This window comes from Clostridium grantii DSM 8605 (assembly GCF_900129965.1).
GTDB classification, from domain to species: Bacteria; Bacillota; Clostridia; order Clostridiales; family Clostridiaceae; genus Clostridium_AF; species Clostridium_AF grantii.
The window spans coordinates 20,473-43,310 of the sequence record NZ_FQXM01000016.1 but is presented as its reverse complement, the minus strand read 5'-3'; the positions used below and the strand labels follow the sequence as shown (position 1 = coordinate 43,310).

16 protein-coding genes are annotated in these 22,838 nt (G+C 31.3%); 1 reads left to right on the top strand and 15 read right to left on the bottom strand.

Annotated elements, in window-relative coordinates; all coding sequences use genetic code 11:
• Positions 1-4 precede the first annotated feature (4 nt).
• From BUB83_RS13645 to dgoD, 7 genes are all read right to left on the bottom strand, one after another.
• Positions 5-1,189: a dihydroorotase gene (locus BUB83_RS13645; protein WP_073339023.1), complete on the bottom strand. Its 1,185-nt coding sequence runs from the start codon at positions 1,187-1,189 to the stop codon at positions 5-7.
• Complete coding sequence (locus BUB83_RS13640) at positions 1,189-1,629, bottom strand: aspartate carbamoyltransferase regulatory subunit (protein ID WP_073339022.1); 441 nt, start codon at positions 1,627-1,629, stop codon at positions 1,189-1,191. The genes BUB83_RS13645 and BUB83_RS13640 overlap by 1 nt, the downstream gene beginning before the upstream one ends.
• Complete coding sequence (pyrB, locus tag BUB83_RS13635) at positions 1,629-2,555, bottom strand: aspartate carbamoyltransferase (protein WP_073339021.1); 927 nt, start codon at positions 2,553-2,555, stop codon at positions 1,629-1,631. Before pyrB ends, BUB83_RS13640 begins: the two co-directional genes overlap by 1 nt.
• 284 nt (positions 2,556-2,839) lie before the next feature.
• Complete coding sequence (locus tag BUB83_RS13630; RefSeq protein WP_073339020.1) at positions 2,840-3,970, bottom strand: iron-containing alcohol dehydrogenase; 1,131 nt, start codon at positions 3,968-3,970, stop codon at positions 2,840-2,842.
• Positions 3,971-4,280: 310 nt separating this feature from the next.
• Positions 4,281-6,746 carry a glycoside hydrolase family 2 TIM barrel-domain containing protein gene (locus tag BUB83_RS13625; protein ID WP_159434091.1) on the bottom strand — a complete coding sequence of 822 codons (2,466 nt, stop codon included), beginning with the start codon at positions 6,744-6,746 and terminating at the stop codon, positions 4,281-4,283.
• Between the two features lie 152 nt (positions 6,747-6,898).
• Complete coding sequence (locus tag BUB83_RS13620) at positions 6,899-7,963, bottom strand: glycoside hydrolase family 117 protein (protein WP_073339019.1); 1,065 nt, start codon at positions 7,961-7,963, stop codon at positions 6,899-6,901.
• Positions 7,964-8,201: 238 nt separating this feature from the next.
• Complete coding sequence (dgoD, locus tag BUB83_RS13615) at positions 8,202-9,362, bottom strand: galactonate dehydratase (protein ID WP_073339018.1); 1,161 nt, start codon at positions 9,360-9,362, stop codon at positions 8,202-8,204.
• A gap of 483 nt (positions 9,363-9,845) precedes the next feature.
• Between dgoD and BUB83_RS13610 the strand changes: the two genes are divergently transcribed.
• Positions 9,846-10,781 carry an aldose epimerase family protein gene (locus BUB83_RS13610; RefSeq protein ID WP_073339017.1) on the top strand — a complete coding sequence of 312 codons (936 nt, stop codon included), beginning with the start codon at positions 9,846-9,848 and terminating at the stop codon, positions 10,779-10,781.
• An 88-nt stretch (positions 10,782-10,869) separates the two neighbouring features.
• Here BUB83_RS13610 and BUB83_RS13605 read toward each other — a convergent pair whose 3' ends face one another.
• The 8 genes from BUB83_RS13605 to BUB83_RS13570 all read right to left on the bottom strand — a co-directional run bounded on the left by BUB83_RS13605 (position 10,870) and on the right by BUB83_RS13570 (position 22,783).
• The gene (locus BUB83_RS13605) at positions 10,870-12,069 is read right to left on the bottom strand and encodes a CaiB/BaiF CoA transferase family protein (protein WP_073339016.1); all 1,200 of its coding nucleotides are present in this window, start codon (positions 12,067-12,069) and stop codon (positions 10,870-10,872) included.
• Between the two features lie 5 nt (positions 12,070-12,074).
• A complete protein-coding gene (locus tag BUB83_RS13600) occupies positions 12,075-12,845 on the bottom strand; it encodes an enoyl-CoA hydratase/isomerase family protein (RefSeq protein ID WP_073339015.1) in 771 nt (256 codons plus the stop codon).
• A gap of 30 nt (positions 12,846-12,875) precedes the next feature.
• Positions 12,876-14,033, bottom strand: coding sequence for an ABC transporter substrate-binding protein (locus tag BUB83_RS13595; protein ID WP_073339014.1), 1,158 nt, complete (start codon positions 14,031-14,033; stop codon positions 12,876-12,878).
• An 18-nt stretch (positions 14,034-14,051) separates the two neighbouring features.
• Complete coding sequence (locus BUB83_RS13590) at positions 14,052-15,194, bottom strand: CaiB/BaiF CoA transferase family protein (RefSeq protein ID WP_073339013.1); 1,143 nt, start codon at positions 15,192-15,194, stop codon at positions 14,052-14,054.
• Between the two features lie 114 nt (positions 15,195-15,308).
• Positions 15,309-17,660, bottom strand: a complete 2,352-nt coding sequence (locus tag BUB83_RS13585; protein WP_073339012.1) for a glycoside hydrolase family 2 protein — start codon at positions 17,658-17,660, stop codon at positions 15,309-15,311.
• A gap of 250 nt (positions 17,661-17,910) precedes the next feature.
• Positions 17,911-19,497 (bottom strand): response regulator transcription factor, encoded by a 1,587-nt coding sequence (locus tag BUB83_RS13580; RefSeq protein ID WP_073339011.1) that lies wholly within the window; start codon positions 19,495-19,497, stop codon positions 17,911-17,913.
• Between the two features lie 184 nt (positions 19,498-19,681).
• A complete protein-coding gene (locus BUB83_RS13575) occupies positions 19,682-20,398 on the bottom strand; it encodes an SDR family NAD(P)-dependent oxidoreductase (RefSeq protein WP_073339010.1) in 717 nt (238 codons plus the stop codon).
• A gap of 33 nt (positions 20,399-20,431) precedes the next feature.
• Positions 20,432-22,783 carry a glycoside hydrolase family 2 protein gene (locus tag BUB83_RS13570; RefSeq protein ID WP_073339009.1) on the bottom strand — a complete coding sequence of 784 codons (2,352 nt, stop codon included), beginning with the start codon at positions 22,781-22,783 and terminating at the stop codon, positions 20,432-20,434.
• Between the last annotated feature and the right edge of the window lie 55 nt (positions 22,784-22,838).

The window sequence follows — 22,838 nt, the reverse complement described above, 5'->3', positions numbered from 1 at the left end:
AACTCTATTTTTCGAAAACTTTTTTACCTTCTTTTAATGTAAGTAATATTTCTCCCTGCACGTTCATTCCATTAAAAGGTGTATTTTTACCTTTAGAAATAAATTTTTCCGAATCTATCTCATAACTTTTTTCTAAATCTACAAGAACTAAATCTGCTTTATATCCTTGTTCTATTGCTCCAATATTTAAATTCATTATACTGGCCGGTGATTTTGACATTATCTCAGAAAGTTTACTTAAACTAATATGCTTTGCTTTCACTAACTTTGTATAACAGGCTGCGAAGGAAGTTTCTATTCCTGAAATCCCCGGTGCCCCATTTTTTTTATCTTCTTCTGAATGAGGTGCATGGTCTGTTGCTATAGCATCCACATATCCATTCTTTATTGCTTTAATTAAGAAATCTATATCATCTTTTCCTCTTATTGGCGGATTAACTCTATAATTTAAATTTTCACTTAAAGCTATATGATGTGGTGTTATCTCACAAGTAATATTGTGCCCTTTATCTTTTGCTTCTATTATATATTCCATTGCCTCTTTTGTACTTACATGAGCCATATGAAGATGGCATCCAGTATATTTTGCAAGCTCTACATCTCTCCAGGTCATGAAATTTTCCGCAAGTCTCATATCAACTTTGCTCAAATCTCCTGCTTCTGCATGAGATATAAGAATTAAATCTTTTTCTTTAGCTTTATTCATAGCCTTCAACATTATATAATTATCTTCAACACCCTTACCATCATCCGATATAAATCTTACCTTTTTATCTATACTATCTAGATGTGAAATATCTTTACCATCTAAATCTTTTGTTATAGATACAGTTTGATGTAGAGTTGCAAGTCCTATTTGCTCCGCTTTATCTAACACATATTCAACTGTTTCCATGCTAGAACATACTGGCTTTGTGTTAGCCATTAAATTTAATGCAGTATATCCACCTTTGACTGCTGCTTCAGACCCTGATTCAATATCTTCTTTATAAGTAAATCCAGGTTCTCTAAAGTGTGCATGTAAATCCACAAAAGAAGGCATTAATGTTTTTTCTTCACCATTTATGATCTCACAATCCACATTAATATTTTCTGAAACCTGATTTATAATTCCATTTTTTATATAAACATCTCCAATAAAATCCTTGTTCCAATCTACTATCCTAACATTTTTAATAAGTAGCTCCATTAAATATCTCCCTCATGATAAAATTCATATAATTCATCACAATACTTACATCTATATTCTTTATCTTCCCTATTAACTAAATAAAATTTATTTGGAACATTGCTTTCTATAGAAGTTATACATCTTGGATTCTGACACTTAATTACGTTCTCTACTCTTTCTGGAAGTTTCAACTTTATTTTATTAGAAATTTTTTCATTTTCTATAATATTAACTGTAATATTTGAATCAATTAATCCTAAAACATCCAGGTTTAAATCAATTTTATTTTCTATTTTAATTATGTCTTTTCTTTCGTGCATTTTACTTTGAACATTCATAATTAAAGCCACTGAGTATTCTGCTTTCTGTAATCCTAAGAAATTAAATATTTCTATACCTCTTCCAGACTTGATATGGTCAATAACTATTCCATTCTTTATACTATCTATATTTAGCATTACTCACACACCCCCATTAACTTAGCCATCAATGCCATTCTTACATACATTCCATATTTAGCTTGCTGGAAGTATATAGCTCTTTCATCATTGTCAACTTCATAAGAGATTTCATTTACTCTTGGTAGCGGATGTAATACTATCATATCTTTTTTGGCTAGATCCATCATTTCTTTATTCAGAATATATCTATCTTTTAATCTTACATAATCATCTTCATTAAAGAATCTTTCTTTTTGAACTCTTGTCATATATAAAATATCTGCTTCTTGCATAGCATCTTCTAATTTTTCTAATTCAACAAACTCTATATTATTTTTTTCTAATACTTCTTTTTTTATGTAATCTGGAATTCTTAATTCATTTGGTGATACCAAAAGAAATTTATTATTTTTATATCTTGAAAGTGCTTTTACTAAGGAATGAACTGTTCTACCAAATTTTAAATCACCACATATAGCAATCACATTATTGGTAAAATCACCTTTTGTTCTTCGAATTGTTAATAGATCTGTTAATGTTTGAGTAGGATGTTGATGTCCTCCATCACCTGCATTAATTACCGGGATTGTAGAATATATTGAAGCCACCATTGCGGAGCCTTCTTTTGGATGTCTCATAGCTGCAACATCTGCATAACATGAAATTGTTCTAATTGTATCGGCCACTGATTCTCCTTTTGAAACGGAGCTGGAATTTGCATCTGAAAACCCTAATACTTGACCTCCAAGTCTTAACATTGCTGCTTCAAAGCTTAATCTAGTTCTTGTACTTGGTTCATAAAAAAGTGTAGCTAATATTTTGCCTTTTGCCACCTCTGAATATTGTTGTGGATTTTCAATAATGCTATCCGCTAATTGAAATACCTCTTCTAACTCCTTTAAAGAAAAATCCATTGGATCAATCAAATTTCTACCTTTTAACATTTTCCTACCTCCTTTTCAGTCTCTCTGTACTAATTTAAAGGGAATCATATTTTAAATGAACTATTATGTATGTAAGATTCTCTTAATAAAAAATCTTTTTTTATAAACAAAAAACCTTCTCTCATGAGAAGGTATTATTATCCTATAATTTTACGGAATTATACCGTAATTTTGTGGATTATTATTTTCCTTCTCGGACTCTCTGGACCAAATTTAAAGGTTTCTATATTTAATTCTTTTAGTGATTATAACATAGCTATTGAGTAGAGTCAAATCAAAAGATACTATCCCTCAAAAATATTCACTAAAATATCTTCCATATCCTTTTTACTCACCTTTACAGGATTACCCATAGTAGAACCTTTCAAGGAATTTTCCACCAACTCATCAAAATCTTTATAAAAATCCTTTGTGCTAATGCCTGCTGCTTTAAAAGATTTAGGTATATTCAATTCTTGATTCAGCCTTTTAATCTCTTCAATTATATTCCCTACCCCAATTGCTTTTGATAAATAATTAAGTTTATCTTTTACTATAGTATCCCTTGAATTGTATTCAAGAACATATGGTAAGGCTATTCCGTTTGTTAGTCCATGCCCTAAATCATATTTTCCACCAAAAGCATGAGAAATTCCATGGGCCATTCCTAATCCAACATTATGAAAAGCCATTCCTGCCATACTTTGATAGTTATGAACTTTTTCACGACTTTCAATTGTTTTTTCTTTATATGATATAAGCAAATACTTAAATAATCCTTCTACTGCACCTTTGGCTAAACATTCTGTATAGTCATCTAAATTATAATTTATATAACATTCTAAAGCATGAGTTATAGCATCCATTCCAGTTTCTGCCACTATGTTATCTGGCATTGACATTGTAAGTTCAGCATCTAATATCGCTATATCAGGAATAAAAGCTGGTGACTTTAATCCAATTTTTATATTGTCTTTTTTAAAAGTAATGACAGCTGCCTTAGTAACCTCTGTAGCTGTACCAGAGGTTGTTGGAATAGCTATAAACTTAATATTTTTTCTTTGTTCTGGCAAAGATTGTTCTAATACATTATCAAAATTAATCTCCGGATATTCATAAAATAAAGCCATAACTTTTGCTGCATCTATAGGTGACCCACCACCTATTGCAAGCACAGTATCCGGTTTAAATTTATTCATCTCACTAATACCTTTATAAACAATTTCAGTATCAGGGTTTTTCTTTATACCTGACATAATTAAATATTCCTTGCCAGCATCATTTAGCATGATTTTAATTCTATCCATAGTTCCATTATTAAACATGGATTTTCCACCTGTAACAATGAAAATCTTTTTTCCCTCAATCTGTTTAATATAATCTAAAGATTTTTTCCCAATTATAAGTTTATCACCATTGAACTTCATAATCTTCATAAAATCACTCCTTGTATTGTTTTATACTATAAATTCACAATAATTTTACATTATATAATAACTAGTTTTTATTATTCCTTGACTTTAGTTTATATTAAAAATTTATAATTAACAATATTGGATTCCCCAAGCAAATAATATTTTCATAAAAATGTTTCTAATTTTTTAATCAAAAAAAATCCCCTTCAATTGAAGAGGATACTTTTACTTAATTCAGCTATGCTTATAAACAACTTGTATTTAAAATTCAAACAAGCAGTAAGGATAGAATAGCGTTTATTTTGCAACTCCTTTTTATTCTAATAAAATACTATTCAACTACAGAAATTTTAAATGTTTCGCTTTTAAAATCACATGACTCTGCTGTTACCTCAATGTTTCCTTTCACTTCTGTTGACTGTAAAATCAATAAACATCTTCCCTTATTTGTGGTAATTGTTGTAGCTTGATAATCCTGTACATTGCTACTTGCTCCATTATCAACCCCAAGTACTCTGCATTCACCTTTTACATTAAATTTTATTTCTTTTTCTTTATTATAAACAGGAATATCATCTTTATCAACTAACTGTGCCACCACATGAACAACATCTGTTCCATCAGCTATAAGTTGTTTTTTATCAATAGTCAATAAAATACCTGCTGGCTTTCCTGATGTTACAATTTCATCAATTACTATTTCCCCATTCATACTTCCTCTAGCAGTTATAGTACCTTTATTAAATGGAACAACCCATTTATAAATTCTATCCTCAAAATCCTTTAAATATTTTTTTCCCATTGACTTTCCATTTAAAAGAAGTTCAACCATTGGACAATTAGAATAAACCTCAACTACAATTTGTTTTTCATTATCATAATTCCAATGTCTGTTCATATTATGCCATGCCCAAAGCCTTTTTTTCCACCCATCCTTATCTTTATCCACTACTTCTTTAGATTCATCAATTTCATAAATAGATTCTTCTATATTTTGAGAAGTTAAATAAACATGAGGTTCATCTTGCCACAATGTTTTCATCATATGAAATGAATGTTTATCAAATCCTGCAAAATCAATCATTCCACAACTCAAACCTTTATTAGGCCATTGATTATTTGCTTCTCCCATATAATCAATACCTGTCCAAATAAACATCCCTGCAACAAATTCTCTTTCAATGACTTGTTTCCATTCTTGCCATTGACCTACACTTTCAGTACTCATAATAGGCTTTTCTGGATAATACTTATGTCCATAATCATACACTACTTGCCTATAACTATATCCAACAACATCTAGTACATCTGCATATCCTGATTCATAGCTAGCACTAGGCAATATACAATTAGCTATGACTGGACGCGTTGTGTCCATTTCACGGGTCCAGTCAGCTAATTTTCTAGCTGTATCGCCAATCTCATATTTTTCTTTAGGTAATTTATAATAATTATCTCGTATTTTTTCTCGATTATATGGAGGTAATTCCCAGAAATAATTTCCATTAGCTTCTGCGCCAAAATATCCAGTTGCTTCTTTATTTTTAGGATATGTCCACTCAATTTCATTTCCAATACTCCATTGAAACACACATGGATGATTTCTATCTCTAAGCATAGTAGCCTTTAAATCTTTCTCTGCCCATTGTTGAAAATGTTCTGCATGACCACTAGTTATATAATCCTTACCTTTTTCTTCCATATTTAATCTCTTATCTTTTGGATTATCCCATTCATCATAAAATTCAACCTGAAGAAGAAATCCCATTTCATCACAAAGATTAAGAAATTCCTCTGAGCAAGGATTATGAGCTGATCTTATTGCGTTACAGCCTGCCTCTTTAAGTTTTTTTAATCGTCTACGCCATACTCCTGCAGGTACCGCTGCTCCCACAAGTCCTCCATCATGATGTAAACACACTCCTTTTATAGGTACTCTTCTTCCATTTAAATAAAATCCTTTGTTTGAATCAAATTCTATTGAACGAATTCCAAAAGGCGTTTTATACTCTTGAATCAAGTTTCCATGACTACGAATAGCCGTAACTGCTGTATACATCAAAGGACTATTTATATCCCATAATTTTGGATTATCTACTTTAAAGCTTTGTTCAATATATTGTTCTTCATTAGCTTTTATATTTTGTGATTGACAACTATTAATTATTTCTTTCCCTGAAGGAGAAATTATTTTAGTAGAAATTGAAAAGTCTTTATCTTCATTATATCTATTTTCAACAGTAACTTTCATATTTACTCTTGCAGACTCTTCATTGATTTCATCAGCAGTAATAAAGGTACCCCAGATTGGTATATGAAGTTTATCTACCACAACTAAATCCACTTTACGATAAATACCTGACCCTGTATACCATCGACTATCTGCATAATGGCTATGGTCCACCTTCACAGAAATAATATTTTTTTCTCCTGGTGATTTAAGATACTTACTTATATCATAATAAATAGGTGCATATCCGTATGGATGATCTCCTACCATTTCTCCATTAACGTAAATTTCAGCATTATTATAAATACCATCAAAGCATATATATGTAATGTTTTCTTTTGTTTCTTCAGACATGATGAAAGATTTACGATACCAACCTATTCCTCCTAAAAGATATCCTGTACATCCTTCTCCTTTATTTTCATCAAATGAAAACTCCACACTCCAGTCATGTGGTACATTTAATGGTCTCCAATTTAAATCATCTAGTTCATTTGAAGCCCCATCTTCTAAATCTCCAAGATAAAATTTCCAATTCTTATTAAAATCATATTGTTTTCCTTGCATAAGTCTCTCTCCTTGTAACATATGGTATATTAATTTTCCACAAAAAACATATATAGATAAAAGCACTATCCTACTTGGGATTACCAAATATTGTCATCATGTTTTTATACTATATATGTTTCTATTAATACTCAATATTTTAATTTTATAATTTATTCATAAGTTCTTTTGCCCAAATAATTTTTTTTCTGATTAACATCTATATCATATCTAGTTATATAGTTCCACTCATTATGAACTTGATGAGACAATCCCCATCTAAGACCACACAAAGGGTCAGTGTCATCTTCAACTCTAAAAGGACCTGAAGCTTCCGGTGCATTTTTAAGAACTGACATTATTTCGAAATTAATACCATCTTCTGCAAATTGTACAGTATGTTTTTCAACACCATCCGTTGATAATAATGCTGCCATACCACCTTTATATTTCCACAAATATGTTTCATGACCACTATTAGTAACAGGGTTATACTCTGATCTTACATATGGACCTGTTGGGCTATCTGATATAGCTACGCCCCACTTAGTTTCACGACCTCCCATATAAAGTTCTTCTCCCATAGGCTCCCCTTTATAATAAAGGTAGAATTTATTATTATAGAAGAATAAACATGGATCATGCACTTTGTGGCTATCAAATCCGCCCTTCTTTTTAACTAAAAATCTATTATCTTCTTCTCCTAACCACTCACCATCTTTAGTTGGAGTTAGAATAGGCTCTTCTGATTTTTCCCATGGTCCTTCTGGGGAATTAGCTACTGCAATAGCCACATTTTCATAAGCTCTCACTACATAAGGAAATTGTACTGTTTGATAAACTAAATAAAATTTTCCTTCATGTTGTAGGACTTCTGGAGTAAAAACGCTTCTATCATCATATCTACCTTTTTCTCCTCTACCTACTGCAAGTCCTTGTTCTTTCCAAGTATAACCATCTTCTGATGTAGCATACCATATTTCAGATAAATCCCAAGGAAAAACTTTAGCTTCGTAATCCCCAGTTCCAAATCCAACATGAGATCCCTCTGATTTGGTATACCAAGTATAATACTTACCATCTACAAGCAAAACGCTACTTGGGTCTCTACGATGGATATTTTTCTCAGCTTCAAGACCCTTTATTTCTGAGTATTTAAATTCACAAAACCACTCTGGTCCACGATAATAATTTCTTTCTTTTGCTCTCTTAGTTGCTGCACTTTCTTTTTTACTCATAAGTAAACCCTCCTGATAACTTTGATTAATATAAACGTTACTTTAACGCCCTTCATAATTTAATTTTCAAAACATTTTACTGATAATAGTATACCATAACCAAGGTATTTCTGTATACAGTTATCACTATTTTTTTTATACATCTTAGTTCATTTCACTAAGTTACAATGTTTATTACAAACGCCTCTCCTATCCTTTAAATAATCCTACTATTATAGATTCTTTAGTATTGTACTTTTTACCAATCAGCCATAGAATTATCATCTCTATCAAAAAACAAAGGTGTCTCCCATTCACCGTCATAAGACATTTCTCTCAAACTATCTTCATTTATCTGGATTCCTAAGCCATGGCCTTTAGGAACATCTATATAACCATTGTTAACTTGAAATGGGTGAGCAAGATATTTTTCTCCTCTATCCCAACCATTATACATAGCCGGAAATTCTTGTATGAAAAAATTAGAGGTACAAGCATCGACTTGTAGACATGCAGCAAGGGATATGGGCCCAAGTGGGTTATGTGGTGCCACTCCACAGTAATAGGTTTCTGCCATAGCAGCAATTTTTTTCACCTCTAGTATTCCCCCTGCATGGCAACAATCAGGTTGTACAATAGCAACAGCTTGCTTTTCTAAAAGTTCTCTAAATTGCCATTTAGTATAACGTCTTTCTCCAGCAGCAATAGGTATAGATGTTGCTTCTTTTACTTTAACTAAAGCATCTACATTTTCCGGTAATACAGGTTCTTCAATAAAGGCAGGATTATAAGGTTCTAATGCTTTACAAAACCTAATTGCCATAGCTGTAGACATACGTCCATGGCAATCAACTGCAATATCCATGTCATCACCAACTGCTTCTCTAACCTTGGCAAATTTCTCAACAATTTCGTTGAGCTTAGATGGACTCTCTAAGAATTTCATAGATTCATCCGGTAATCCTAACTTTACAAAATTAAATCCTTCTTTTTTCCTTTTTAATGCACATTCTACAAATCTTTCAGTGCTAGTATTTCCATCATTAGGATAATTACCATCAATATGGGGATATACTCTAATTTTGTTTCTAACTTTGCCTCCTAACATTTCATAGACAGGCATTTTGTAATACTTACCTTTTATATCCCACAATGCTTGCTCAATACCACTAATAGCACTAACTAGAATAGGTCCACCTCTATAAAAGGACCCTCTATATAAAAGCTGCCATAAATATTCAATATCACATGGGTTTTTGCCAATAAGTAACTTACCTAAAGAATGTACTGCTTTTTCCACAATTTTACTTTGTCCTTCAATAACTGGCTCTCCATAACCAACAATACCTTCATCGGTTAATATCTTTAAAAATAGCCATCTTGGTTTCACATGAAAAGTTTCCAAATTAGTTATTCTCAATATTCTTACTCCTTTATTATACATTAAAATTTAATATAACTTATATTTCCTAATATTTTTTGCTTAAATCAAGGTGGAAAAACATCTAAATTAAAATAGATTCCAATTTAATTTACAAAGTAATTCACTAATAAAAGTATACCACATTCCTCGTTTAATTGTATACACCTTACTTTGTTTTATTCATACATCTTCATCCAATTTACTGTTCTTTTTTACCCTTTAGAATTAGTTTATATTTCTAATTACTCACCAAATATTCACAAATTAACTTTTCCCTCATCATTGACTGATAGTTTTTTTTATTTTATACTTAGTGTATACTTTATTTATTTAAAATTGCATTCAATTTTCTACTAAAATTATTTATCATTCCAATTTACATAAAAAGAATTACTTACATAATAGCAACCATTCTTATTGTATTCTAATAAAATACAAATCAAATTAAGGTTCTCAAAAACTTTGAAAAGGAGCACTTTTATGAAGAAAATCATATTTAAAGGAGTTAAAGCTTTAACCTTTGAAAACAATAAGTTTAAAGTTATTGTTTTACCAGAATTAGGTGGTAAAATCGCATCATTTTATAGTAAGGATTATAACTTTGAATTACTTTATCAAAACCAAAGCGATTACTACAAAACACCTGAGAAATACTCTACCTTTGCAGATTATGATACATCCGGGTTTGATGATTGCTATCCAAATATTGATAAAAGTGATGTTGTTTATGGTAATAAGTTAATATACTATCCAGATCATGGTGATATATGGTTCGGAAATTTTGATTACCACTGGATAGAAGGAAAATTAAAACTTTCATATACTAGTGAACTATTACCCTATATTTATGAAAAAACATTATTCCTAGACGATTCAGGTTTAAATCTAGAATATCAAATTAAAAATACAGGTAAATATACTATTGATGGATTTTATACAGTACATTGTCTTATGAATTGTGAAGATGATATGAAAATTATTTTTCCTGATAATGTACAACAAGTTTTAAATGTTTGTGATAGTAATGTACTGGGCAAAAAAGGTACCATTCATTCTTATCCTAAAACTAAAGATTTAAATGGAACAGATTATTATCTTAACAAAGTTGCAGGTGAAAAAGCTAACAAATGCGAAAAATATTATGCTGTAGAATCAATTAATCAAGGTAAATGTGGTGCCTACTACCCAAGTATAGATGCATACTTTGTACTAGAATATGATTCAATAAAATTGCCCTATCTAGGTCTTTGGATTAATGAATCTGGTTTCAAAAACAATTATAACTGTGCCTTAGAACCAAGTAACGGATTCTACGATTCTCTTGATACCGCAAAAACAAATAATAAATATTATAGCCTACAACCAAATGAAACCTTTTCCTTTACATTGAAGATGAATATTAATAAAACCTATTAGATTTTTATGCGGTTTATTTATTCCTAATAAAAAAAATAAAAATAGCGTTAAGTTATCCTCAAGATTACTTACCGCTATTTTTATTTTCCTAATCATATTCTGTTATTATATTTTTGGAAGATAGAGATTCTATTTCCTCATTCGTTAAACCTAATTCCAATAAAATCTCTCTACTATGCTGTCCAACCATTGGTGGTGGCAAATGAATTTTTGCCGGAGTTTTGCTCAAGGTGATTGCTGGTGAAACAGTTTTTATTTCACCCATAATTGGATGACGATAAGTTGTTATGGATTTCATATGTTCCACTTGTGGGTCATGTTGGATATCTTGAATATCATTCACAGGAGCTACCCATAAATCTACTTCTAACATTTTCTTTAGCCAGTACTCTTTAGTGTTGCTTTTTGTTATTCCTTCAATTAATTTAAAAATATTATCTCGTTGATCATATAAAAGCTGAGGATCATTGTAGCATAACAGATCTGGTTCTTCTAATACTTCTGCAAGAATATCAAATTTTCCCATTGCAATTGATATATAACCATCACTACATTCATAAACTCCATAAGGGGCATCCTGAAAAGGAAGTGCTATCCCTGAATCTGGTCTTGAACATTGAATATCTGTATTTAAAATGGTTGATAATTCTTGTCCTTCAAAGGCTAACATAGACCTAAATAAGTCAACCTCAATCTTCTGTCCTTCCCCTGTTCTTTCACGATAGAAAAGTGCTCCCAAAATACCATAAACTAAATTATAAGCTGATAAATGGTCTGGCAATCCAGTTCCAAGTGGGGTTGGAGCACTGTTTTTTCTTCCTGTCAAACTCATTATACCGGACAATCCTTGTGCCAGTAAATCCTGTCCTGGACGTTCTGAGTAAGGTCCAGTTGGACCGAATCCTGAATTTGATGCATAAATTATCTTAGGATTTATTTTTTTCAAATCATCATACCCATAACCTAGACGTTCCATAACACCAGGCCTAAAATTATGTATAACAATATCTGCTTTTTTAGCAATTGAATAAACCACTTCTTTTCCTTCTGAGGATTTAATATCAATTGCCAAAGAACGTTTATTTCGATTCCAAGCTAGAAAAGTCGTTGCAGCTTGTTCATTCATAAACTTATTTCCAAAAGCCATATATCTATAAAGATCACCGGTTTTAGTACGTTCAATTTTAATAACATTAGCTCCTAAATCACCCAACATCATGGCACAAAATGGGCCCGCTAACATTTGACTGAAATCTAAAACAGTGATGCCTTCAAGTGCCATTGGCATGATCATTACCTCCCAGTAAATTTAGGTTTTCTTTTTTCTTTAAAAGACAAAAGACCTTCCTTACTGTCTTCTGTTGTGAAACTAAAGGCAAATAAATCATTTTCATACTCAAGGCCCATATCCAGCCCCATATTTTGTGAAGCAATAAGGTTTTGTTTAGCTAATTGAGTTGCTATTGGTGAAAGTTCTTTCATTCTGGCTACAAGGTTATCCACATAAACATCCAATTCTTCATCTGAAAATACTTTATTGATTATTCCAAGCTCTTTAGCCGTCTCAGCATCAATCATGTCTCCTGTAAGTATCAATTCTGCTGCTCTATTGTATCCAATATTTCTACTAAGAATTTGAGTTAGTCCACTTCCCGATATCCATCCATGTTGTACTTCTGATGCAGCAAACTTAGCTGTTTCAGAAGCAAACCTCATATCTGTACTTAAAGCTATCTCAAATCCACCTCCAAGGGCATATCCCTTGATTTTTGAAATAGTAGGTTTACGAATAGCTCTAATAGCTGCGCAATAATCTAGTCTGTTTCTCAATTCCCACGGAGTACCATATTGGTGAATTAAGTTGATATCACTTCCTGTTGAAAAACTTTTACTACCTTCTCCTTGAATTACAACAACTCTTACATCAGAATCACTATTAATCTCTCTTGAAATATCTTGTAATTTTTCCGCCATAAATTTAGTAATTGAGTTCATTTTATTTGCTCTACTAATAGTAATTGTCCCAACATGATTGCTTTTACTATATAATATATCTCCATCCATATGAGATCCCTCCATATTCAATTTACTTATTTAATCATTTATTTTACAAGTTTTAATTAATATATTTAATTCATTAATGAATGTGTGATAATCTGTTCGCTCATCCATAACAAATTGACGTATTTTGGTACCTGCTTGTTCTTGAAAAGATATATACCCATTAAATCTTGGTCTCATAGATCCATTATCCAGTGTTTTTAAGGTATTTATAAAGAAATCATTACAATCTTTGTTTACTTTTTCATCAATCCATGCAGCTCTATGTCCTGGTTGACCAGCATTATCATAGAAAGTTGTACATTGGAATGCTGGGTCAACACACATTTTTATAAAATCAGAAGCAATGTTAGGATAAACACATTTTGAAGAAATTGATAGTCCAACACCACCAATCATACTCCCCTCTGGTATCCCTGTATCAGAAGGCATATCAACAAAGTTAACAAAATGTTTAAGATAACCAGCTCTTGAATAATTTGAATACCCATACACAAGTGGTATATAAGCAATTTCTTCAGTTGTACACATTTTATCTAACATATTAATAGGGTCACAATCATAAGAATCAATGTGAGATTTAGAAAGAATTCTTTGAAGTAATTTAAGAACTTCTTTACCAACTTCAAGATCTAAGTCCACTCCATTACTCCAGAAAAGTTCATTAGATAATTGAGAACACAAAGAAAAGAAACTGGAGTATGCATGTACAGGAACAAATGGTATACCCATCCTACAATTAGTTGGAAGTGAATCAGCTATTTTGAACACTTCCTCCCAAGTGATTGGAACTTTTAATTGTTCTCTTTCAAATATATCTTTTCTGTAAGCACCAACTTGTGCCGCCGCATCAGCTGGCAAAGCCCATTGATGTCCTTCCCAGTTATAACTTTCGTAACTTTTACCAACAGAATTTTTTCTTTGGTCTTTCAAAAATTTTATTGGTAATACTGTATCTAATGGAACTAATAATTCTTGAGCATAAGCCGTACCTATATGAGGATGATCAATCATAATTAAGTCATATTCCGTTGCTAATTGATCAAGAGGGAAAAGTTCAAAATCAGATAGTGATCTTGCTGCCCAAGTGATTTCAATGTCTGGATGCATTTTCTTGTATGAAGCAGCCGCTGCTTCAAGTGGTTTAATACCTCTTGCGTGAGACCATGTCATACCTTTTAATCTTATCATAATAACCTCCTAAGTTCCTTATAATTTGAATTCTTCATTAATGCAGTCAGTATCCTCGCCTAATACTGGTGAGCCTTTTGATGAAAAAAGTTTTTCTCCATTAACCCTCATTGGACATCGTGTAGTACGAATCTTGGCACCATTTTTACGTGTTACTTCTTGGATCATATCAGCTTCTTTCATACCCTCATGCTCCATAAGCTCTGTCATTGTATTTACAGCAGCGCACCAATAATCCGCAGGCTCAAGAATACTTAACCAATAAGTTGTTGTTTGTGTGATAAGATGGTCTGCTAAAATTTGTTTTATTTCATCTCTTTTAGTATGCCAAGTTTTTTGATCTTGGTAATTTAGTAATGGGGGGCACTTCAACAATTCTCCTAATTGAAGAATTGACCCCATAGCAAGAGCTATATAACTATCTTTTGTTTTGTATATTCCATAAGGAGCAGCAACATAAGCATGAGCGTTATTAACCTTACTTCTATTTGGCAATTCCCCACCATCATTAAGATAAGTGGTTACAACTTCGAATTGATAATCTACAGCTGCTTCTAACATGCTAACTTCCAAATGACAACCTACGCCACTTTTCATTCTCTTAATAAGTGAAGCTAGAATACCTTGCACAGCATTTGCACTTGTAAACATATCAACAACAGCCAAACCTACAGGTACTGGTTGTTGGTCGCCATTGCCGTTAAGATAAGGTATTCCTGTAAGGGATTGAAGTAGTAAATCTTGCCCTGGTTTTTCCTTCCAAGGTCCTGTAGTTCCATAACCAGTTATACTTGCATACACAATTTGAGGATTGATTTCTTTTACAGCATCATAATCAAGTCCAAATTTAGCCATGATTCCTGGTCTAAAATTACCTATTAAAACATCAGCTTTTTCTATTAGTTTTTTTACCCTAGCGAGGTCATCTGGGTCTTTTAAATTTGCACTATAACTTTCTTTATTACGATTCATTGAATGAAAAACAGTGCTATCTCCATCCACCTTAAGGTTTTTAAGAGTTAATTGACGGCAACCATCGCCACCTCTTGGACTTTCAATTTTTATTACTCTAGCCCCTAAGTCTGCAAGTCTCATTGCAGCCCATGGGCCTGAAAGGTACTGACTAAAATCCAAAACTAAAATATCTTCTAACAATTTCATTATACTCACCTCATAATTTAAATTTAATTAATATTTACCGAGCTTATAAGTATTCAAATTAACCATTTTGCTGATAACAACAAAATGGTTAATTTATTTAAATATCTAGTGATTTTATACCCACTTTTCTGGGAAATATCTATAGAACCCTGGCATCTCTATTTGTCTTTTATCAGCATCCAATCTCATTTCTTTACAAATAGCTTTTGCTTTTGATTGACTGCCTATCAATAGAGTGTACTCATTCTCTGCAATTACTTCATTTTTATCATTCAATAACTCAATTGCTATATTAAATGTTTTTCCTTTTGGAGTTTCACATGCTATGTTTATAAATTCTTTTGAACTAGCACTTTCAACTTTCTGAATACTTTCAATTTTCTCAGCAATAACCTTACTATTCTCATCCGTTACTTTGTATTTGATTGTCAAATTCTCAAATGATTTATAATAATCATTAACAACCCAAATAGCTGATTTAAATTCTTCTTTTTCTTCCCATCTTCTCTTATCATAAGCTAAACTTACAAGCAATGGTGAATATGTTCTTTTTACATAATCAAAGCATAATTTTTTCTCACCATAATAATCAACTAAACCCCATTTAATATCTGGCCAATGTGTGATAAAGTGACATAAAGCAACCCCACTATTATAAGGTTTTCTTCTTCTATAAAACTCAAGAGCATATTGTAATATAATACCATGTGCTAATTGAGTAGCTTCTACAAACTCTTCTAAAGACCCCATCTTAACATCATCAAATACTTCTACATTAAGTATTTTCAAATAATCTATATCAGCCCAATGATATGCCCAACTCATTCCCATTGGCCATAATTCATCTTCAGGGATGAATTTCTTAAGACTCTCTACGCTTGGTGCTGATGCTGCTGTAAGTTCTGGAACAATACAACAATCTAATGATGGATAGTACTCTTCCATAAAAATATGTCCTGCGCCATAGTAATGCTCATTGGCATGCTGTGATTCTTTTGTTTTATAACCCATTTTTATACCTGTTTCATTACTTAGCGGTGATGCTAATCCATAAGGTGTATTTGTATATCTTTTTATTTCCTCACCAATCATAGACATAAGTTTTTTATTACCACTTTCAGCGTGTGCATCTGTAAAAGATACTTCTTCTCCACCCATCCAGAAAATAGCTGATGGATGATTTCTTCTGTCTTTTACAATCTCCATACACTCATTAATCATTGCATCACCAAAAGGTAATTCTTTTCTAATAACATTAGTTGAGAAAGTGAAATTTGTCCAAACAGTTATCCCCAACTCATCACATAGATTATAGAAAGCTGGTACTTCTGGCGGATGCCACCCAAATATTCTAAGATGATTAACATTAGCTTCCTTAACCATATTTAATAACTTTTCATATTTTTCATCACTATTTTTTCCGTATAATAATGAAGGTTGCCCACCCCAACAAGCAGCACGTAAATAAGTTTTAGTTCCATTAATAACAAATGTCCATGGGTTTTCCGCTTCTTCTTTTTCATAACCTGGATTCATTGCCATTTCAATTTGTCTTATACCAAATATTTCAACAACTTCATCTACTAATAAACCATCTTTTAATATCTTTATTGTTGCAATATGAAGGTTTTGTTCCCCCATATCCCATGGCCACCATAAATTAGCATTATCTATATCCATATCAAATGAGATTTTGTTTTCCCCAGATGAAATTAATGTATCAATGGATTTTGTTATAGTTTTAGTATCACAGTTCTTACCTTCAATAGTTAATTCTACGGTCATATTTTCTGACTTTGCTACTAAATTATCCACAAGAACATCAATAGATACTCTAGCATTTTTATTATTCACATAAGATTCTATTCTAGTATTTTCAATTTTTACATTTTCTGTTGCTACCAATTTAATTGGTCTCCAAATGCCGAAAGGTACAAGTCCTGTATGATAGTCACCATTGTAGTTAAATTTCATACCTGATACTCTTTCGAAATTTCTTGGTGGTGGGTCTAATCTAACTAATAAAATGTTTGAACCCCCACCCCATTGTGCGAAATTAACAAAAGGGCTAATTTCAAAGGCGAATTGAGAGAACATTCCTTCATGCCCTCCTAGTTCATGACCATTAAACCAAACATTACAACTATAATCTACTCCTTCAAAAAGAACATTGATTCTTTTACCTTCCATTTCTACTGGTACATTAAACTTACACATATACCAATATTCCTGTTCTTGAACCCACTTCATTTTATGCATATTTTGACCAAAAAACGGATCTTCAACTTCTCCTACTCTTTGTAAATCTGTATAAACATCACCTGGAATTTTTACATAATTCCAATTAAAAGCTGAACCTTGACGTTCACATGGTATTTTATGAAATTCCTCCTTAATACCTTGTCCAGGTCGAATATGTTCACATTGCCATTTTTCATTACTTAAATCTAAAACAATTCGGCTCATAATACCATCCTTTCTATTTATAACAACTTTACTTCATTTGTTATACTTTCCTCAAATTTAATTATTATTTACAGTCAAACAATAATATTATTTACTATGTAAACATTATAACATCTCTTAATTTCATGGTTAATGAACGCAACTACTAATAACTTTCATTTTATACTTTGTATGTACAAAAAAAAGTGAACTTCTTTTAAGAAGTGCACTTTTTTTATATTTTCTTTCTTTTTTTCTGTTAATAGTTCTTTTATTTATAATATTTATTTCTGTAGCTAGAAGGAGTAACCCCAGTTTTTAGCTTAAACATCTTACTGAAATAATTTTCATTATCATAACCTATTTTCTGAGATATTGTAGCTACTTGCATTGTTGTGGTAGAAAGTAATTCCTTTGCTTTTAATAGGCGATAGTTAATTAAATAATCTTTATATGTCTGCCCTGTATTTTTCTTAAACAAAGTGCTCATATATGAAGTTGTAAGCCCAATTTCATTAGCTACTTTCTTAATATTAACTTCTTCAGTGTAATGTGTTTTCACATAGTCTTTCATTTTTTTAATATAGATATTTGATTCTTTATTTTCAGTTACAATTTTTACTAATTTTTCTCCCATATGTTGAATAAATTCTATAAAATCGTTTTTATTTTCCAAATTCTCAATGATTACATAAGGCTTTAAATCCTTTCCCCACATATCTCCTAGATCACAACCTATTGTTTCAATATAATCATTTATTACATAAGTTACAGCAGATAAAACATATTTTAAGTGACTTAATTCTATATAGTTTATTCTATGGATTTCATTTATAAATCTAGAACTTATATATTTTATTTTTACTTCATCTGTTTCCTTTAAAGCTATATCTAGTTCATCTACATAATTATCTAAAGATTCATAAATCTTCACAGTTCCATCACTTTTTAACTCATCATAATATACAAATGGACTAGATAAAACATTTTGTTTCATCTTAAATGCTTGACATGATTGTAAATAAGCTAAAGGTATATTATTTATTCCTTCATGAAAACCACTAATAAAAATAGTTGCATTGACTTGATAATATTTTTTTATAATTGAAAGAATTCTTTTTGCCATTTCATTTACAATAAAACTTTGTTCTCTTTGTTCAGTAACCCTAAAATTATAAATAAAACTTAATTCATTCAAGCTACTATTACATATATATGTAATACCACCCTCCTCAACGATTTCTTGGAAAAATCTCAAGGTGCTTCTATTTCCCATACTTTCACCATTATTGCGAATTTTTGTCATCATTACAACAAAATTATTATAAGAAAAATATACACCATAAAGCTTAAGTATATTTGGGTTTAATTGTGCTTCATTTCTTCTGCCATAAAGTAATTCTTTTAGAATTTGTGATTGTGCTGCTAACATAATGTCTTTACTTATTTCTTTATTATCTTTAAGGATATCTTTATTTTTTTCAGATAATATATCTTTATAGTAGTCTAATTTTTCAACGATTTTTATTGGTTCAAAATATTTTTTTTCTATATAATCTAAAGCTCCTAAATCTAAAACTTTATTAATATAATTTTTATCATCACTAGAACCAATAACTATTAACTCACATTGTATTCCTTTTAATTTTACTATTTCAGTAAGGTTTACTTGTTGCGTGCTTTTATCATTTATTTCAATAAATATTAAATCCGGTTGTTCTGATTTAATCAATACCATCATTTCTTTAAAATTAGCTGCATTTCCTACTACTGTGTACCCATATTTTTCCCAAAATATTGAATAACTTATACCAATTCTTGTTATGGCATATTCTGAAACCACTATAACCTTATACACTTTAATCACTCCTTACACTCTAGCTGTTTGATGGTCTATTATAATTATAACAAAAAATCGGTAAGTAGTCCTTAAGATTACTTACCGATTCTTTAATTTATAAATTTTTTGAAATTTAACACTAATTGACTTACTTACTCATTTCCACTTCCATCACTAAAACATAGATATCTATCCATCAAAATCATACTACTAATTTAGGTAATTCCAAATTTTTATACTCCCATATATTAAATGTTTTACCACATTCTCCATTATCATCTAATAAAGCCGGAACAATTACACCCGGAAGTACAGATTCAATGGATGAACTAGCATTAGCTCCCCCCATATCTGTTTGAACCCAGCCTGGATTTATAAGATTCATTAATACATTAGTTCCTTTTAATCTAATAGCCATATCTTCAGTATATTTATTGACAGCTGCTTTACTCACAGCATATGGAGCCATTTCTGGTTGATTTGAAATTCCAGATGAAAAATTAATAATTCTACCATACTTATTTTCTATCATAAGTGGCAAGAAATGCTCACAAATCTTAATTAGTGCAAATAAATTCACTTCAAAAATTTCATCCCACACTTTCCGTTGTGTATTAAATAATAGCTGATTTTCACATGAAATCGCTGCATTATTGTATACAATATCAATGTTTTTATGTTTCATATCAAGCTCTTCTAACATTAATTGTACTGAATTAGGATCTGATAGCTCACAAGCAATTTTATACACCTTTATATCATATTTTTTTAATATTTCTTCTATTTCCTTTAAATTTTCTAAAGTTCTAGCATGCAAAATAATATCACATCCTAGAGTGGCAAGTCCTATAGCAATTTGTTTTCCTATTCCTCTTGAAGAGCCAGTTATCAATGCTTTTTTGCCTTTTAAATTTTTCATGTTTCCTCCTTGAATTTTTAATTCAATTTAGCTTTATACCCATTTTTCTGGGAAGTATCTATAAAATCCAGGCATTTTTTTCTGCCTATCCTCAGCATCTAATCGCATTTCTTTACAAATAGCCTTTGCTTTTGATTGACTTCCTATTAATAAGGTATAATCATTTTCTGCAATAATTTCATTTCTATCATTCAATAATTCAACACAAATATTAAAAGTCTTTCCTTTAGGCGTAATACATTCAATACCAGTAAACTCCTTTGAGCTAGCACTTTCAACCAAATCTATACTTTCAATATTTTTAAGAATAACTTCTCCATTTTCATCTGATATTTTATACTTCACAGTTAAATTTTTTAATGTATCATAATAATCATTAACTATCCAAATACTTCCCTTAAAATCTTCGCCTTCTTCCCATCTTCTTTTATCATAAGCTAAACTGATAAGTAATGGTGCATATGTTCTTTTTACATAATCAAAGCATAATTTTTTATCCCCATAATAGTCAACAAGACCCCATTTTATATCTGGCCAATGAGTGATAAAATGGCATAGTGCAACTCCACTATTATAAGGTTTTCTTCTTCTATAAACCTCAAGAGCATATTGTAAAATAATCCCGTGTGCTAATTGGGTAGCCTCTACGAATTCTTCTAAAGAACCCATCTTAACATCGTCAAATACTTCTACATTAAGAATTTTTAAATAATCTATATCCGCCCAATGATATGCCCAACTCATTCCCATTGGCCATAATTCATCTTCCGGAATAAATTTTTTAAGACTTTCTACACTCGGTGCCGATGCAGCAGTAAGTTCTGGTATAATACAACAATCTTTGGTTGGATAGAATTCTTCCATAAATAAATGTCCCGCACCATAGTAATGCCCATTGGCATGATGTGATTCTTTTGGTTTATAACCCATTTTTATACCTGTTTCATTACTTAATGGTGATGCTAATCCATAAGGTGTATTTGTGTGTCTTTTTATTTCTTCTCCAATCATTTCCATAAGCTTTTTGTTACCACTTTCAGCATGTGCATCTGTAAAAGATACTTCTTCTCCACCCATCCAATATATAGCTGATGGATGATTTCTTCTTTCTTTTACAATAGCCATACATTCATTAATCATAGCATTAGCAAAAGGAAGTTCTTTTCTGATAACATTAGTTGAGAAAGTGAAATTTGTCCAAACTGTTATCCCCAATTCATCGCATAACTCATAGAAAGCCGGTACTTCTGGTGGATGCCACCCAAATATTCTCAGGTGATTAATATTAGCCTCTTTAACCATGTGCAATAATCTTTCATATTTTTCATCACTATTTTTCCCATATAACAAGGAAGGTTGTCCACCCCAGCAAGCAGCACGTAGATAAGTTTTTTTACCATTGACAACAAATGTCCATGGATTTTCTACTTCTTCTTTTGTATACCCTGGATTCATTGCCATTTCAATTTGTCTTATACCAAAAGTTTCAAGCATTTCATCCACTATATGTCCATCTTTCAAAACCTTTATTTTAACTATATGAAGGTTTTGATCTCCCATATCCCACGGCCACCATAAATTAGCCTCATCTATCTGAACATCAAACATAATATGGTTTTCACCTGATCGAATTAATGTATCAATGGATTTTATTATAGCTTTAGTATCACAATTCTTTCCTTCAATAGTCAGTTCTACCGTCATATTTTCTGATTTTGCTACTAAATTATCCACAAGAATATCAAAAGATACAGATGCTTTATCTCCATTAACGTAAGATTCTATTCTAGTATTATCAATTTTTACAGTTTCAGTTGCTACCACTTTGATTGGTCTCCAGATACCAAAAGGAACAAGTCCAGTATGATAGTCCCCATTATAATTAAATTTCATACCTGATACTCTTTCAAAGTTTCTTGGAGGTGGGTCTAGTCGAACCAACAAAATATTGGAACCTCCGCCCCATTGTTCATATTTGGCAAAAGGACTAATATCAAAAGAGAATTCTGAGAACATACCCTCATGCCCACCTAATTCATAGCCATTAAACCACACCTGACAACTATAATCAACGCCTTCAAAAACCACATTGATTTTTTTACCTTGCATTTCTACAGGTATATTGAACTTACACATATACCAATATTCTTGTTCTTGAACCCACTTCATTTTATGCATATTTTGGCCAAAGAATGGGTCGTCAATTTCTCCTACCCTTTGTAAATCTGTATAAACATCTCCAGGAATTTTTACGTAGTTCCAGTTAAAAGCTGAGCCTTGACGTTCACAAGGTATTTTATCAAATTCTTCCTTAACTCCTTGTCCAGGTCGTATATGTTCACATTGCCATTTTTCCTTACTTAAATCTACTATTATTCTTCCCATAATATCTTACCTTCCATTTTTAATAAATATTCTTTTATTTTGCACAAGCTTTATG

What these genes read in the sequence shown, in the direction of transcription:
- BUB83_RS13645 (WP_073339023.1), bottom strand. Translation starts at nt 1,189, where the DNA reads ATGGAGCTACTTATTAAAAATGTTAGGATAGTAGATTGGAACAAGGAT.
- BUB83_RS13640 (WP_073339022.1), bottom strand. Translation starts at nt 1,629, where the DNA reads ATGCTAAATATAGATAGTATAAAGAATGGAATAGTTATTGACCATATC.
- pyrB (WP_073339021.1), bottom strand. Translation starts at nt 2,555, where the DNA reads ATGTTAAAAGGTAGAAATTTGATTGATCCAATGGATTTTTCTTTAAAG.
- BUB83_RS13630 (WP_073339020.1), bottom strand. Translation starts at nt 3,970, where the DNA reads ATGAAGATTATGAAGTTCAATGGTGATAAACTTATAATTGGGAAAAAA.
- BUB83_RS13625 (WP_159434091.1), bottom strand. Translation starts at nt 6,746, where the DNA reads ATGCAAGGAAAACAATATGATTTTAATAAGAATTGGAAATTTTATCTT.
- BUB83_RS13620 (WP_073339019.1), bottom strand. Translation starts at nt 7,963, where the DNA reads ATGAGTAAAAAAGAAAGTGCAGCAACTAAGAGAGCAAAAGAAAGAAAT.
- BUB83_RS13610 (WP_073339017.1), top strand. Translation starts at nt 9,846, where the DNA reads ATGAAGAAAATCATATTTAAAGGAGTTAAAGCTTTAACCTTTGAAAAC.
- BUB83_RS13605 (WP_073339016.1), bottom strand. Translation starts at nt 12,069, where the DNA reads ATGCCAATGGCACTTGAAGGCATCACTGTTTTAGATTTCAGTCAAATG.
- BUB83_RS13600 (WP_073339015.1), bottom strand. Translation starts at nt 12,845, where the DNA reads ATGGATGGAGATATATTATATAGTAAAAGCAATCATGTTGGGACAATT.
- BUB83_RS13595 (WP_073339014.1), bottom strand. Translation starts at nt 14,033, where the DNA reads ATGATAAGATTAAAAGGTATGACATGGTCTCACGCAAGAGGTATTAAA.
- BUB83_RS13590 (WP_073339013.1), bottom strand. Translation starts at nt 15,194, where the DNA reads ATGAAATTGTTAGAAGATATTTTAGTTTTGGATTTTAGTCAGTACCTT.
- BUB83_RS13585 (WP_073339012.1), bottom strand. Translation starts at nt 17,660, where the DNA reads ATGAGCCGAATTGTTTTAGATTTAAGTAATGAAAAATGGCAATGTGAA.
- BUB83_RS13575 (WP_073339010.1), bottom strand. Translation starts at nt 20,398, where the DNA reads ATGAAAAATTTAAAAGGCAAAAAAGCATTGATAACTGGCTCTTCAAGA.
- BUB83_RS13570 (WP_073339009.1), bottom strand. Translation starts at nt 22,783, where the DNA reads ATGGGAAGAATAATAGTAGATTTAAGTAAGGAAAAATGGCAATGTGAA.